Here is a 15,249-nt window from a genome sequence, read left to right as displayed (position 1 = left end):
GCTAAAATGAAAGATATGACCATTGCGGAATACATCGAAAGACTTTTTCCCCAGTTTGAACCTGCCCTTAAGACCATCCTTATCGAGAATGCGACGCTTAGGGATTTTCAGGGAGGTGATATGCTCATGCAAACTGGGCAGAATATGCGCTCCACGGTGCTTATCGTAGAAGGCATGGTAAAGCTCTACAGGGAGGGAGAAGATGGACAGGAATTCTTTATGTATTATCTCCAGCCAGGAAATGCGTGTGCACTTTCCATGATATGCGCAACCAAACAGGAAACCAGTCAGGTAATGGCAAAGGCCATTGAACAGACCAAGGTACTCATGATTCCGATTGCCCTGATGGATAAGCTGATGCGGGATTACAGAACATGGTATTACTTTGTCATTGAAACATACCGTATGCGCTTTGAAGAACTCCTCTTTGTCATCGATAATATCGCCTTTAAGGCAATGGATGAGCGGCTGGCCTTTTACCTGAAAAAGCAAGCTGGAGATTTAAACACAAAAGAACTGCACCTTACCCACAGTGAAATTGCATCTGATTTGAACACCTCCCGGGAAGTAATTTCAAGGCTGCTTAAGAAAATGGAGCAGGCAGGAGAAATTAAGATGTACCGTAATTACATCGAATATTTAGCCTAAGCCCATAAAAAGAATAAAGTTATTTTTACTGCGAAAGGCATCACTTCTTGAAAATATAATGAGTGTGACAAAAGTCACCAACATTGGTAGATGATAACTCGATTTTTGTTAAAAAATAACAGAAATGGAAATCATTGCATACGTTGCATCTGCCTTAATTGGAATTTCGCTTGGATTGATCGGCGGTGGCGGTTCTATCCTCACCATGCCGGTACTGGTTTACCTATTTGGGGTTAATCCGCTATTGGCTACTTCTTATTCATTGTTCATCGTTGGCTCTACAAGTTTAGCAGGTACAGTCGGGAATTTTAAGCGTGGGCTGGTGAATATTAAAACAGCTTTGCTGTTTGGTAGTGCATCCATCTCAACTGTATTCTTAACCCGCAAATTCATTATCCCCCTTATACCCAAGATAATAATAAAAATCGGCGATTTTGAGTTAACAGAAAACATGCTCATGATGGTACTCTTTGCAGTTTTGATGGTAGCGGCTGCAACAGCGATGATTAAAGGTGCAAGAGCAGAAAGCAGCACCCGAATAGAAAAACCCCCACTTCACATCGGTAAACTGTTTTTATACGGCATTGCCATCGGCCTCGCTACTGGTTTTTTGGGTGCTGGTGGTGGCTTTCTACTTATTCCTACACTTGTTATTTTAGTGGGCTTACCCATGAAAGAGGCCGTAGGTACTTCACTTTTCATCATAGCGCTTAATTCGCTCATCGGTTTCACCGGCGATCTTGGACATTTCCATATCGACTGGATCTTTCTCGCCAAAATTACTACCGTTGCCATCGCCGGTATCGTGGTAGGTGGAATGATAAACAAAAAAATAGATGGAGGAAAACTGAAGAAAGGTTTCGGGTGGTTTGTACTGGTTATGGGTTGCTACATCATTCTAAAAGAGGTAATATTTAAGTAACCTTCAGAAACAAACTCCTTGTGTGACAAAAGTCACCAACGACCATATCGTTAAGGATTAATTTTGACATACTAATTTAATCATCATGATTATAGAACAAATTTACACCGGATGTCTGGCACAAGGTGCCTATTATATAGAAAGCAACGGAGAGGCGGCCATTATCGATCCGCTTCGAGAGGTTAGTCCGTATATGGAACGTGCACGGAAGAACAACGCAAAAATAAAATACGTGCTCGAAACACATTTCCATGCCGATTTTGTATCCGGACACATTGATCTGGCTAAAGAAAGCGGCGCAGAAATCGTTTACGGGCCGAATGCAAAACCCGACTTTGATTTTTACGGTGCGAAAGACGGAGAAGTGTTGCGACTTGGTGGGGCAAAGATTAAAGTGTTGCACACCCCAGGACATACCATGGAAAGCACCTGTTTCCTGGTTAGCGATGAGCAAGGAAAGGAAATAGCACTGTTCTCCGGCGATACGCTTTTTATAGGCGATGTGGGAAGACCCGATCTGGCACAGAAACCGGTCAGTGAGCTTACAAGTGAGATGCTAGCAGGTTATCTCTTTGATTCTTTACGCAATAAGATCATGCCTTTAAGCGATGATATTATGGTTTATCCTGCACATGGTGCGGGTAGCGCATGCGGAAAAAATATGAGCAAAGAGACCACCGATCTTTTGGGAAATCAAAAGAAGACCAATTATGCGCTAAGGGCAGGCATGTCCAAAGACGAATTCATTAAAGAGGTTACTGATGGTCTTTTACCGCCTCCTGCATATTTTCCTGAAAACGTCATGATGAACATCCATGGATATGATAGTTTTAACAAAGTGATAGAACGAGGCATGCAAGCCCTTAACCCCGATGCTTTTGAGCGGGTTGCAAATGAAACAGGAGCGGTAATTCTCGACACAAGAGCTCCAGAGGATTTTATAAAAGGCTTTCTCCCAAACTCGGTAAATATTGGCATCGATGGAAATTTCGCCCCCTGGGTAGGAACTTTAATCCCGGACATTAAACATCCTATTTTACTTATTACAGATGAGGGTAGAATTGAAGAAGTGCTCACCCGTTTATCAAGAGTAGGATTTGATGGTGCAGTAGGTTACCTAGATGGCGGCGTCGTTGCCTGGAAAAAAGCTGGTCAGGAAACCGACGAGATAAAATCGGTTTGTGTAGCCCGGCTGGCCGAAATCGGCAAAAAAGCGGAGGTAAATATTCTGGACGTCAGAAAAACAAAGGAATACTTAAGCGAGCATGTCGAGGGTGCTGTCAACCTTCCACTGGATTATATCAACGAAAACCTCGGCACCGTCGATAAAACCAAGACCTACTTTGTTCACTGCGCAGGTGGTTACCGTTCTGTTATTTTCAATTCCATCATGCGCTCACGCGGGTACCACAACCTCATCGATGTGGCTGGTGGTTTTAAGGCCATACAGGAAAACGGATGTATTCCGACTACAGCATTTGTATGTCCAAGTACCTTAATATAAAAGGGATATGAAAAATGAGAAAAAATCGCACTGGGAAAAGGTGTATTTAGAAAAAAGTCCTGACCAGGTCAGCTGGACGCAGGTCTACCCCACAGTTTCAATGGAGATGATAACGGGGTTCAATCTGGATAAATCTGCTCCGATAATCGATATTGGCGGGGGAGACAGTCTGCTTGTGGATTTTTTGCTTCAGGAAGGCTACAGCGATATTACCGTAGTGGATATATCTTCCCGGGCATTGGAAAAGGCAAAGGCAAGGCTTGGAGAACTGTCTGGCAGGATACACTGGATCGAGACAGACATCAGGGATTTTGTGCCGCAAAGAAGTTATGCAGTCTGGCATGACCGGGCCACTTTTCATTTCCTTCATTCATCAGAGGAAATCCATAGTTATGCAAACACGGCAGGTCAGTTTACCGGAGAATACTTGGTCATGGCGACTTTTTCGCTCACCGGACCAGAAAAATGCAGTGGCCTGCCCGTTTCAAGATACAGTGAAAGAACGCTGCGCGAGATATTTAGAGAAGGGTTTACCGAAATAGAGTGCAGGCCGCAAGAGCACACTACCCCAATGCAAAGCACGCAGGATTTTCTGTTCTGCAGCTTTAAAAAAAATACAGAGCAATAAGAAACGAATAAATACAATGAATAAACTACTTCAAATGATCAGCAGTTTTTTTTCAAAAGGTGCGTACAACCTCGATGGCTACCACTTCAAAAACGAATTTACAAAAAGCAGTGACGCAGTCCTCTTAGATGTAAGGACAAAGCCTGAATATGCCCCAGGCGCGCTTCCTTCAGCCATATATATCGATTTCCTGGGTTCTGCCTTTTCTTTAGAACTTGCAAAGCTGGATAAGGCCAAGCGGTATTTCCTCTATTGCAGAAGTGGAAAGCGTTCCTCCTCAGCGGTATCGGAGATGAGAAAACTTGGGGTGGAAGCATTCAACCTGGTTGGAGGTATCGGTACCTGGCCAAAATGAAGAAATATATTCAAGAAATATTGATCTATTCAACGCTGCCGGCCGGATTTCTTCGGGATGGCAGTTTGCTAAAATGATTCAGCACTTACTTGCTCAAACCGCCACAGGCATTACCTTTTAACAACAACAAAAACACCCATATTAACATTTCATTTAAAAAAACATGATTGATTTTATTAAACAACCCTGGCCTTGGTATTTCTCGGGCAGCATGATCGTACTCATTATGCTCATCCTACTTTTTTTCGGAAAGTCCTTTGGCTTTTCATCAAACCTGCGAACGATGTGCAGCATAGCCGGAGCAGGCAGGAAAGTAAAATTTTTTGATTTTAAATGGAAAGACCAGACCTGGAACCTCATGTTCCTTATCGGCTCGGTAATAGGTGGATTTGTTGCTACAAATTACCTTAGCAGTCCATCTCCCGTAAAATTATCATCCGCCACAATCTCCGATTTAAATCAATTGGGCATTAAGTTCGATGGTGGGTTAAATCCAACCGGCCTGTTTTCACTGGAAGCAATGAAAGATTTAAAAACGCTGGCTATTTTACTCATCGGTGGTTTATTAGTCGGTTTTGGATCTCGTTATGCAGGCGGTTGTACTTCTGGTCACGCCATATCCGGGCTTTCGAATCTGCAAGTACCATCACTAGTAGCCGTAATCGGTTTCTTTGTTGGTGGCCTGATCATGACTTTCCTCATCATGCCTTTTATCTTTTAAATCTAAAAAAAATGAAATTCATAAAATATATTCTTGCAGGAACACTTTTCGGAATCATCATGACCAAGTCTGAGGCTGTTTCCTGGTACAGGATCCAGGAAATGTTCCGTTTCCAGTCTTACCATATGTATGGAATTATTGGTACGGCCGTTGTACTTGGCGTAATTGCAGTATGGCTGATCAAAAAATTCAAAGCCAAGGATCTGGCCGGAAATCCGATTGTCTTCCACGATAAGGACAAGGCCTATATAAAATACCTACTAGGCGGCACCATTTTCGGCCTGGGCTGGGCACTCACCGGCGCCTGTCCCGGCCCCATGTTCGTCAACCTTGGGAGCGGATATGCCGGTATGGCGGTGGTCATCCTTGGTGCGCTCCTGGGCACCTATCTATACGGAGCGATGAAAAGCAAGCTCCCTCATTAATAAAATAGAATCTGATGAGCAAACTAAGGGCTATAATAGACCATAGATGTCCCAGGTGCCGAAAGGGAAAATTATATACCCATTCCATGTTCCATTGGAAATATGATCAGATGAATAAAAAATTTGCCTGCTGCAACCTGAACTATGAGATAGAGCCGGGCTTCTTTATCGGAGCGATGTATGTGAGCTATGTTTTCATTGTCGCAGAACTTGTCAATGCGGGCATTCTGGCATTCATGATCTTTGGCGAAGAAGAGCAGTGGGCAATCATCGCAACCACTATTTCTCCGGTCATCCTACTGTTCACCTTCAACTACCGCTATGCCAGGACCCTTTTGCTCCATATCCTCTCTCCGATCAAATATGATGAAAGTGCAGGCAGAAACTGCTGAGAAGATTTTGGGGCGCTGTGACAAAAGTTACAGTGCGAAGAACCGCTAAAGGGTAAATTTGATGTAAACCTGGCAAAGGCAGGAATCATACCGTTAAACACATTAATCAAAAATAAAAACACATGAAAATAGAACAATTTGAAGACAAGCACCTCTCCCATTACAGCTACGCGGTACTGAGCGAATGCCGGAATGAAATCATATTGATCGATCCCTCCAGGGATCCGTCTGCATATTACCATTTTGCCGAAAAACACCAGGCCAAAATAGTTGGTGTTATCGAGACGCACCCGCATGCGGATTTTGTGAGTGCTCATCTTGAAATCCATCATAAGACCGGCGCAACAATATATTGCAGCAAACTCAATACGCCGTCCTACCTGTTTTCCCCATTTGATGAAGACCAGACGATAACCCTGGGAAAGATCACCTTAAGGGCAATCAACACCCCGGGGCACTCTCCGGATAGTATCAGTATTTTGCTCGAACACGATGGGAAACAAAAAGCGCTATTTTCCGGAGATACCCTTTTTATCGGTGACTGCGGAAGGCCGGATTTAAGGGAAAGCGGAGGTGATTCAATGGCGGAACGCAATTTCCTTGCCGCCCAAATGTACCATTCATTAAGGGACAAACTGATGAAACTCTCAGATGAAGTGATTCTGTATCCGGCACACGGGGCAGGTACGCTCTGCGGAAAAGCGTTGAGCGAGGCCAATAGCAGTACCATTGGTGCTGAAAAAAGAAGTAACTGGTCACTGCAGGAAATGACTGAGGCCGATTTTGTGAGCGCATTAAATGAAAACCAGCCATTCATTCCATTTTACTTCCCTTTTGATGTGGCCTTGAACAAGAAAGGCGCAGCACCGTTTGAAGATTCGGTAAGTGCGGTTCAGATCATGGAATCCGGTGAAAACTTAAAACCAAATGCCCTAATTATCGATACGCGAAGGGAAGATGTTTTTAAGAAGGGACATATAGAAGGCGCTGTAAATATCATGGATGGAAACAAATTTGAAACCTGGCTGGGCAGCATTGTGAAGCCTGAAGAGCCTTATTATCTTATGGCAGAAAATCTTGCTACATTGCATAGTCTTATCGCGAGGACCGCATCCATCGGGTATGAAACGCAGCTTGCCGGCGGTTTTATAAACGCAGTAGAAACTGTCCCGGATGAGATTATCGATATCCAAAATTTTAAAGAGAACCAAAATGGATATACCATTGTGGATGTGAGGAACAAGACAGAGCGTATGGAAAACAGTATTTTTGAGAACAGCATAAATATTCCACTGGGAAATTTAAGGGAAAGGGTAAACGAAATTCCGCTGGAGCAACCCGTAGCAGTACACTGCGCCGGTGGATACAGAAGTGCGGCTGCAAGCTCACTGATTGCATCCGTTATTGATGGCAAGCAAAAGGTGCTTGATATTGGTGAGGCCATTAAGGATTTTCAGAATTAATATTTTAAAAGTGTGAAAACAGAAAGAAACAACGAGGATAAACTGCAGGTATTTGCCCGGTTTGGAAAATATCTCGTATGGACGTCATTTCTATTCGTTGTGATCATGTTTTCTCTTGTTTTAGCACTCAGCGGATTTCATCTTCCAAAAAGTTTCTATGCGGATAAGCCTAATCCATCCATTCAAAAGAATCAAATAAAACCTTTAGAGCGCCGTGTTGCTAAACCCGAATATTGGAAGGCGCCTGATACGATGCAGCTTCAGGGCAAAGCTGATGCGGATCTGATCAGGTATGGCCGGGATTTGATTGTCCGTACGGCATACTATTTAGGGCCGCAGGGTATCGTAGGAAAGCTGACTAATGGTATGAATTGTCAGAACTGCCACTTGGATGCAGGAACCAGGCCCTTTGCGAATAATTTCTCCATCTTTTATGCAGGTTTTCCAAAAATGAGCGCAAGAAGCGGTAGAAAGGAAGAAGCCTTTGAACGGATTAATGAGTGCTTCGAGCGAAGCATGAACGGCAAAGCTCCGGGAAGAAATTCCAGGGAAATGGTCGCCATGTTGGCCTATTTAAAATGGGTTGGAAAAAAACAGGATGCCGCACATTCCATTGCGGATAATTCGGTAAAAAAAATCCCATATCTGGATGTGCCTGCAGATCCCCTGAAGGGGAAAATGGTATATGCCTCCAAATGCAGCAGCTGTCATGGAGAAACGGGCAAAGGCGTTGCCTCACCTGATGGAAAAGGATATATGTACCCTCCCCTTTGGGGCAGGGACAGCTATAACGATGGTGCAGGAATGTTCAGGCTTGGAAATTTTGCAGGATTTGTCAAAAACAACATGCCTTATGGCGCCACCTACAAAGATCCGAACTTAACGGATGCGGAAGCCTGGGACGTAGCTGCATTTGTGAATGCGCAGCCCAGACCGCACCTGGATTCCAAAAACGACTATAAAAACCTGTACACAAAGCCAATAGATTATCCCTTCGGGCCATATGCAGATCACTTTAGCGAAAAGCAGCATAAATATGGTCCCTTTATTGACATGGCTGAACAGCACGCACCTATAAAACAGAAAAAATAGAAACATGAAAAAATTACTGATCTTACTCCAGCTTGTCATCATGATGGTCATCACCACCAATGTATCTGCACAGGAGACAAAAAAACCGTTTACGGGTGCTGTTGCAAAAAAGAAATCATATAAAGCGCTATATGTACTTAACAGTGCCGAGGAAAAACATATTTCGGGAACACTCAGGAACATCAACAATGCTTTGGAGGATCCAAGATTGAAGGGAAAACTGGAGGTTGAGCTTATCGCCTTCGGGGATGGCGTGGCGGTTTATCGCAAGGATGGAAAGTTCCTTGAGCAGCTTAATTTGCTAAAGTCAAAGGGCGTAATTCTGGCGCAGTGCGAGAATACCGTTCGCGAGCGGAAAATCGATAAGTCAGATCTCTTCGATTTCATCAGCTATGTGCCAAGCGGCAACGGAGAGATCATCATCCGTTCGGCGGAAGGATGGGTAATCGTTCATCCCTAATGTAAAAACCAAAACGGCAGTGAATCTTTAAAAGGTGCAAATTGGTATTTGGATACGATGCAAAGATTAGGATCAGTTGTGCCGGATCCATTTCACCCGGGGCCGCAAACGCCGAAAATTATTGTCATGTTTAAATATCAATGGCTTATGCCGGCAACACTAAAATTCAAAAGGTTCGACAAAATTGTCTATCATCGTATGTGCTGTGCGGAGTAACGCATTTAAAAATGCTAGGGAATTTATCGAAAAGCTACATAATTAAAACAGTACTCGCCCAAACAGCATTGATAAAATTTTGTTAATCAGGCATGCGGTGATCCGTCAACCAATATTATCAATAATGGAAAAAGAAGAACAAGCCATTCCTAAATCAAACACTGGTGACCATCTGGCCAACGAACGGACTTTTCTTGCCTGGATAAGAACTAGCATAGGAATTATGGGCTTTGGTTTTGTGGTGGTAAAGTTTTCACTTTTTATCAAGCAGATCACTCTCGCTCTTGGGGCCAAAGCCGTCGTACACCAAACCGGCAACTCACAGAGGATAGGAATACTTCTTGTCGGGGTAGGCGCACTGACCATCATCCTGGCATTTATGCGCTATCAAAAAACTCATACACTTATTAATCAAGGCAGTTATTACCATTCCTCTACACTCATCAAAGTCCTTACCGTGGTTATTTTCATTTCAAGCATGCTTTTGTTGATATATCTTGTAAGAACGACTTAGCGGATCTCTGACATGGAAACACTGATTGTGAGCACGAATACCAAACTTGAGAGAACCCGTACTTTATCACCGGTCAAATATGTTTCGCTACCAAACGCAGCAGGTCGTGAATATCGAAAGGCTTTTTAATAAAATTCTCTGCAGCGCAGCCCCTTCTGATGTCATAACGGTCCGCATGAGCACTCATCATGATAATCGGAACATTCCGGGTTTTCTCTAAGGACTTCAGGTAACTGCAGACTTCAATGCCGTTTCCATCGGGGAGCATAACATCCAGCAGAAAAAGATCTGCAACATGATCACTTAGCCCTGCCATAAACGAGCTTACCGAAGAAAACGCGGAAACCCCGTACCCCTCACTGTTAAAAAGAAGCTGTAATACTTCGGTTATACCCTCATCATTTTCCAAAAGATATATCATCTTTTCCATTTGTCATGCATATTGTGGGTTGCCCCTGGTTATAATAAATCTGATTTGCCATTCCTACGAATGTTTTTTTAAAGGTCTAAAAAGGCCCCTACTTCCTCAATTTTCGCTTCTCATTGAGATGGCCGGTTTCCAGGTTCAACCGCTCCAGCAGGTAACGCAATAAAACCTCTCTATCTTGGTTTGCGGGGTGATATGCGTTATCTCCACCCTTTGCTGAGGATTTATTATGGTCAAAAGTTTCAAATGGTTGTGAAATATTTTTCTCTGTCATAATTTAAATTTTAGGTTAAATATTTTGCCTATTATTTTTTAGTTCCTGAAATTGCCAGAGCCAAACGAAGTCCAAAAAAGGAAACCTGCCCTCCGCTGCTTTTCCAACCCTCATAACGAAGGCCGAGATCTGCACTATAATGCTTCGAAATTGGAATGCTGGCACCCAAAGTCGGTCCGTAGGCAAAAGAGGTATTCAGCCGGTCTCCAAGAGTATTTGCTGCACCAAGCTCAAGGGCAGCGTAATAGATACCTTCAAAGTAATATTTTGCTCCGACTTTAATTGGAACAACACCATTCATGCTTGTTGGCTCTCCTAAATAATCGAGACGTTTTTTTACCTCATCCCTGTAGCGGAAAGTCATATAGCCCGCAGATCCGGTTAGGTTGAGGTGCTCCGAAACCTTGAATTCCACCTTTGTTGATGCCCCATATCCGTTGACATAAGTTTTAGCCGTCTTACCGGTCGGAAAGCCCATGACAAAGCCTACCGATATCTTGGGGACGGCAGTTTGATCTTGCGCCTTTACCTTTACAGTCATTAATAACAGGAAACAGATCAGAAAAGGTTGAAATGTCCATCCGGCATAGGCACTCATAGGGAGGTCCTGTAAAAAATGTTTAACTCGGCCGCAATGCTTTCCAGGTAAGGGGCAAGCTTAAAATCTCTTGATACAAAGGATATTACCCCTTGTTTTTTACATTCCCAAACCGTCCCAACCAGCTCTCCCTCGATGTAGACCTGGTTGCATCTTTTCTTTGGGACATCTATGCAAATGTGTTTTCCCCCGATTTCAAACTCATGGTTAAATTCTAAATCTTTCATATTTTCCTTTTTTCTTATCTGACTAATAAAAAGATTTGCCGGGCGGCTAATATCCGCCCGGCAATGTTTTATAGCGTCTGACCGCTTTTGATCTCATCGTTCGCGGGCGAAATAATCTCTGTCCCGGCTTTGATGGAACCAAAAATCTCGGTCATCTCTGTTCCCTTCATCCCTTCCTTAATGTCAACGAGCTTGGCTTTACCATTTGCAATTTCCACTACGTACTTCCGTTCTGTAGAACGCACGATAGCAGAATTAGGCACAAGAAGCGAAGTCGCACCGGATTTAAGCGGGATTTCAACCTCGGCATACATGCCGGCCTTCAACCTGTTATCTTTATTGGCCACGTCAACCTCGACGATTTCCTGGCGCATGTTGCCCAGTGAATTTGCAGACCGGCTGATCTTGGCCTGGCGCTGTTCCCCCGGCAGCGCATTGAAGCGGAACTTGACCATCTGGCTTAGGTCCACTTTGTCTACATAATCCTCAGGTATAGAAACTTCAAGCCTCATGTGGGTCAGGTCCTGCAATACCAGCATGGGTAGGTCCGAAGATTTGCCCGCCGACACCAGTGCTCCCGGTGATACATTCCTGTCAACGATCACCCCGTCAAAAGGCGCATATACTTTCAAGTAGTCCTGCATGGTACGTACGGAGGATACATTTGACCGCTCAGCCTCCGCTATGGCCTTATCTCCTTTCATCCTGGAAAGCGCATTATCAAGTTCTAGCGGAGATACCGAACCTTCCTCTTTTGCTGCTTCTTTCAGACGTCTGTATTTCTCACTGCTCGCCGATGCGGTCTCCCGTGCCTGCAGGTAACGGGAATTTGCCGATTGCAATTGTGATTCGAGTTCCGGTGCTTCCAGGGTCATCAGCAGCTGGCCTTTGGTCACCTTAGAACCCAAATCGACCAGTATTGCTTTCACAAAACCATTGGCCTTGGGAAAAATGTTTACCTGGTTGAAAGGCTTGAGCACCCCGGGAATGCGGGTAAAACTGGAAAGGGCCTCTTCTTCGACCTTTGTGGTTTCATATTTGGCTTCCTTGCCGTTTTTTTCGGGACTGATGTTCACGGGCTTCTGGTTTCCGCCACACGCGGCCAGAGTACTTATAATTATTATGATGGGAATGAATCTGGTTTTCATGTTGTTTATCTTTTAAATTCTTGTTTTTCTAGGCATTAGGTTTGGTTCTTTTAAGCTGCTTTTTTTCTGTACCCAGGCGAAAACCTGCGGAAGGATGAAGAGCGCGGCAAGGGTTGAAAAGAATAGCCCGCCAATAACAGCCCTGCCGAGCGGCGCGGTCTGTTCACCGGATTCGCCCAACCCAGAGGCCATCGGGATCATCCCGGCTATCATCGCAAAACTGGTCATCAGGATCGGCCTTAAACGAATCCCGGCACTCACCACTGCCGCCCGGGTAGAATCCTTGTAATCCAGCCTGAGTTTTTCGGCGTTGGTCACGATAAGTATCGCATTGGCCACTGACACCCCGGTGGACATGATCATCCCCATGTAGCTCTGTAGATTGAGGGTCGAGCCTGTAAGCAATAATGCGGTAAGCGACCCAAGGATTACAGCAGGAACGGTCGAAAGAACCGTCAGCGAAAGCTTGAAAGACTGGTAATTGGCCGCAAGCAGCAGGAAGATCACCAATATCGCAAAAGCAAGTCCGCCCTGAAGAGAAGATAGTGTTTCAGTCAACAGGCTCGACATACCTTTCACTTCAGCAGTTAGTCCCTTAGGAGGCGTGCCTACGGACTTTAGTGCCTTTTCTACATCAGCAGTTGCCGTTCCAAGATCCTTTTTATAAATGTTTGCGCTCACGGTCAGAAAGCGTCTTGGCCCGGAGCGGTCATATTCTCCTGGAAGGTAACTGGTATTGAAAGTAGCGATGTCGCCCAGTACCGGACTGCTCTGCCCTTTAACCAAAGGAATTTCTTTGAGCTCATCCATTGTATTCATGACATACTCTGGAACCTGTACCTGTACCTGGTAGGTATAGGCGGTTTTTTCATCGAGCCATTGGTTCTTCTCAGTAAATCGGCTGGATGAGGTACTTGCAGTAACTGACCTTGCGATATCAACCACGTTCAGCCCAAACTGCGCCGCCTTTAATCTATCAAGGGTAATAGAAACCACGGGAATGTGCAGGGGTTGAGCAATCTGGATATCACGGAGGTAATCTATTTTTTTAAGTTTAGAGAGCACCTTATTAGCGTAAGACTCGATCTGGTCCATATCTTTTCCTGCTACTCTGATCTCAATAGGAGTTGCAGCGCCTTGGCTCATAATCTTTTCGGTCATGTCAATCGGCTCAAAGGTGATACGTAGGTCAGGAAGTTTATAAGCGATGTTCTTTCTCAGCGCATCTTTCAGCTCATCCATATTTACCTTATAATCTTCATCAAGGTTCACCTGAAGCACAGCCTCATGGGTACCGGTATTGAAGATATATAAGTTACTTGTTCCGTAACTACTCGGAATAAGCCCAACGTATCCCGAACTAACTGCGATATGGTTATCTACTGTCTGATTGATAATGGAAAGTACCTGCTTAAATTTCTCCTCGGTGCGCTCTAATCTGGTACCGTCCGGCGCTTTGATGCGGATCTGGAACTGTCCGTTATTGAGCTTTGGCATCATATCCTTTCCAATAAAAACAAATCCCAGTCCTGCAAGAGAAATCACCAGAACTAAATAAATCCCGACAATACCTTTTTTCATCGGCATCCACCGCTGGATGATTGCCATAAACCGCACCTTCACCCTTTCAAAGAAATCATTTTTTTCCGGTTCATCCTTTTCATTTTGCAGATGCTTTTCTACCTGCTCTCCTTGCCTCTCGTCCAGGGCCTCTCCTGCATGAGCATGGATCTTACCATGGTCATAGTGCTGGTAACGTTCTTCGTTTATCATCCAGTTGGATAGAATGGGAACTAAGGTCTGGGCCACGATGAAAGAGACAACCATGGTGAAGCCAATCGAAAGGGATAGTGGCAAAAACATCGCCTTTGGTATACCGTTCATCATAAAAGATGGTGCAAATACTGCCAGAATACACAGCAGGATGAGCAGCAGCGGGAATGCGATTTCTTCACAGGCATCGTAAATGGCTTCGCGTTTGGGCTTGCCCATTTCCAGGTGCTGATGGATATTTTCGATCGTCACCGTTGCCTGATCGACCAGGATCCCTATTGCAAGTGCCAGACCGCTCAAGGTCATGATATTTATGGTCTGACCGAACATGCCTAGTAAAAGCACCCCAATTAAAATCGATACCGGAATGGTGATCACCACGATAAGACTGCTTCGCAGATCACGCAGGAATAGCAACACCATTAGGCCCGTTAATAGTGCACCAAGACCACCTTCAGTGATCAGGCTTTTTACCGAGTTGATAACGGCAACAGACTGGTCAAATTCATAAGAGATGTGGACATCGTCCGGCAAGAGGCTCTGCATTTCGGGGATTTTGGCCTTTAAGGACTTTACCACTGACCAAGTCGAGGCGTCTGCTGTTTTGACCACAGGAATATACACAGACCGTTTCCCGTTGATCAATGCATAATCCACGGTAACATCCGCTGCATCGGCAACCCTTGCCACATCCCTTACCAATATTGAAACGCCGTTTTTTGTAGCTATTGGAATGTTGTTGAATTCATCGACCGTTTTAACCAGGGAGTTCATAGAGGTCACCATCATGGTATTGTCCAACCTTAGATTTCCCGAAGGAGACATGACATTGAACTTGGATAAAGCCCCTACCACCTCGTCCGGAGTCAGATTATAACTCCTTAATTTGCTCGGATCTACACTAATGGTAATCGAGCGGGAATTGGCACCGAATGGCGGTGGCGCTGAAAGCCCTGCGACAGAGGAAAACATGGGCCTGATACGCGTTGCCGCCATATCATAGATTTCTTTCAGACTGCGGGATTTGGCCGAGAGTACAAGCTGGCCTACTGGCAGTGAAGAGGCATCAAAGCGGACCACCTGCGGAGGCAAAGCGCCTGGAGGGAAGAACTTCATGGCCCGGTTAACCTGCAAGGCAACCTGGGCAGAAGCCTCTGCCATATTGGTGCTTTCATAAAAACTCAGCTTTAGCATCGTCAAACCCTGAATGTTTTTGGCGGTAATATTCTTAACGCCATTAACATAAAGAAACTGATCCTGTAGACGAGTGGAGAAGAAGCCCTCCATCTGTTGTGGAGACATACCTCCGTAGGATTCAATAACATATATTGTCGGCGAATTAAGCTGGGGGAAAATATCTATTGGGATCTTCAGCGCACTGAGAACTGCAAAGAGCAGTAAACTCGCGGTGATCACCACTGTTGTAATCGGCTTTTTCAGGGCCGAGGTAACCATTGACATA

The 15,249-nt window shown here is 44.7% G+C and carries 18 protein-coding genes; 12 read left to right on the top strand and 6 right to left on the bottom strand.

The genetic code is table 11. The features are described 5' to 3' along the window. Positions 1-6: 6 nt before the first annotated feature. The 12 genes from ABD769_RS00480 (at position 7) to ABD769_RS00425 (ending at position 9,340) form a co-directional block, all read left to right on the top strand. Positions 7-648, top strand: coding sequence for a Crp/Fnr family transcriptional regulator (locus ABD769_RS00480; protein ID WP_090985886.1), 642 nt, complete (start codon positions 7-9; stop codon positions 646-648). Positions 649-772: 124 nt separating this feature from the next. After that, complete coding sequence (locus ABD769_RS00475; protein WP_056095265.1) at positions 773-1,570, top strand: sulfite exporter TauE/SafE family protein; 798 nt, start codon at positions 773-775, stop codon at positions 1,568-1,570. 85 nt (positions 1,571-1,655) lie between these two features. Next, positions 1,656-3,074, top strand: coding sequence for an MBL fold metallo-hydrolase (locus tag ABD769_RS00470; RefSeq protein ID WP_056095268.1), 1,419 nt, complete (start codon positions 1,656-1,658; stop codon positions 3,072-3,074). A 7-nt stretch (positions 3,075-3,081) separates the two neighbouring features. Beyond that, positions 3,082-3,702, top strand: a complete 621-nt coding sequence (locus ABD769_RS00465; protein ID WP_056095270.1) for a class I SAM-dependent methyltransferase — start codon at positions 3,082-3,084, stop codon at positions 3,700-3,702. Positions 3,703-3,718: 16 nt separating this feature from the next. After that, positions 3,719-4,057: a rhodanese-like domain-containing protein gene (locus ABD769_RS00460; RefSeq protein WP_197413310.1), complete on the top strand. Its 339-nt coding sequence runs from the start codon at positions 3,719-3,721 to the stop codon at positions 4,055-4,057. 163 nt (positions 4,058-4,220) lie between these two features. Next, positions 4,221-4,778 carry a YeeE/YedE family protein gene (locus ABD769_RS00455; RefSeq protein WP_056095272.1) on the top strand — a complete coding sequence of 186 codons (558 nt, stop codon included), beginning with the start codon at positions 4,221-4,223 and terminating at the stop codon, positions 4,776-4,778. A gap of 11 nt (positions 4,779-4,789) precedes the next feature. After that, positions 4,790-5,203, top strand: a complete 414-nt coding sequence (locus tag ABD769_RS00450) for a DUF6691 family protein (RefSeq protein ID WP_090985890.1) — start codon at positions 4,790-4,792, stop codon at positions 5,201-5,203. Positions 5,204-5,313: 110 nt separating this feature from the next. Next, positions 5,314-5,595 carry a DUF983 domain-containing protein gene (locus ABD769_RS00445; protein WP_187593152.1) on the top strand — a complete coding sequence of 94 codons (282 nt, stop codon included), beginning with the start codon at positions 5,314-5,316 and terminating at the stop codon, positions 5,593-5,595. 122 nt (positions 5,596-5,717) lie between these two features. Next, positions 5,718-7,058 carry an MBL fold metallo-hydrolase gene (locus ABD769_RS00440; RefSeq protein ID WP_056095282.1) on the top strand — a complete coding sequence of 447 codons (1,341 nt, stop codon included), beginning with the start codon at positions 5,718-5,720 and terminating at the stop codon, positions 7,056-7,058. A 12-nt stretch (positions 7,059-7,070) separates the two neighbouring features. Next, a complete protein-coding gene (locus tag ABD769_RS00435) occupies positions 7,071-8,150 on the top strand; it encodes a c-type cytochrome (RefSeq protein WP_199562757.1) in 1,080 nt (359 codons plus the stop codon). Positions 8,151-8,154: 4 nt separating this feature from the next. Next, positions 8,155-8,610, top strand: a complete 456-nt coding sequence (locus ABD769_RS00430) for a DsrE family protein (protein WP_056095285.1) — start codon at positions 8,155-8,157, stop codon at positions 8,608-8,610. A gap of 340 nt (positions 8,611-8,950) precedes the next feature. Continuing rightward, positions 8,951-9,340: a YidH family protein gene (locus ABD769_RS00425; protein WP_056095288.1), complete on the top strand. Its 390-nt coding sequence runs from the start codon at positions 8,951-8,953 to the stop codon at positions 9,338-9,340. Positions 9,341-9,413: 73 nt separating this feature from the next. On the opposite strand, the gene ABD769_RS00420 is transcribed toward ABD769_RS00425, so the two are convergent. The 6 genes from ABD769_RS00420 to ABD769_RS00395 all read right to left on the bottom strand — a co-directional run bounded on the left by ABD769_RS00420 (position 9,414) and on the right by ABD769_RS00395 (position 15,248). Beyond that, the gene (locus ABD769_RS00420) at positions 9,414-9,770 is read right to left on the bottom strand and encodes a response regulator (RefSeq protein ID WP_056095291.1); all 357 of its coding nucleotides are present in this window, start codon (positions 9,768-9,770) and stop codon (positions 9,414-9,416) included. 88 nt (positions 9,771-9,858) lie between these two features. Next, entirely contained in the window at positions 9,859-10,041 is a 183-nt protein-coding gene (locus tag ABD769_RS00415; RefSeq protein WP_056095295.1) for a hypothetical protein, read from the bottom strand. Positions 10,042-10,072: 31 nt separating this feature from the next. After that, positions 10,073-10,639, bottom strand: coding sequence for a hypothetical protein (locus ABD769_RS00410; protein ID WP_056095298.1), 567 nt, complete (start codon positions 10,637-10,639; stop codon positions 10,073-10,075). Next, positions 10,636-10,866 carry a hypothetical protein gene (locus ABD769_RS00405; protein WP_056095301.1) on the bottom strand — a complete coding sequence of 77 codons (231 nt, stop codon included), beginning with the start codon at positions 10,864-10,866 and terminating at the stop codon, positions 10,636-10,638. The genes ABD769_RS00410 and ABD769_RS00405 overlap by 4 nt, the downstream gene beginning before the upstream one ends. A 68-nt stretch (positions 10,867-10,934) precedes the next feature. Beyond that, positions 10,935-12,014, bottom strand: coding sequence for an efflux RND transporter periplasmic adaptor subunit (locus ABD769_RS00400; RefSeq protein WP_056095304.1), 1,080 nt, complete (start codon positions 12,012-12,014; stop codon positions 10,935-10,937). Positions 12,015-12,026: 12 nt separating this feature from the next. Next, positions 12,027-15,248, bottom strand: a complete 3,222-nt coding sequence (locus ABD769_RS00395; protein ID WP_056095306.1) for an efflux RND transporter permease subunit — start codon at positions 15,246-15,248, stop codon at positions 12,027-12,029. Position 15,249 lies beyond the last annotated feature (1 nt).

The organism is Pedobacter jeongneungensis, assembly GCF_039538295.1.
GTDB classification, from domain to species: domain Bacteria; phylum Bacteroidota; class Bacteroidia; order Sphingobacteriales; family Sphingobacteriaceae; genus Pedobacter; species Pedobacter jeongneungensis.
The sequence above is the reverse complement of the archived record's forward strand: the minus strand, read 5'-3'. Positions and strand labels throughout refer to the sequence as shown.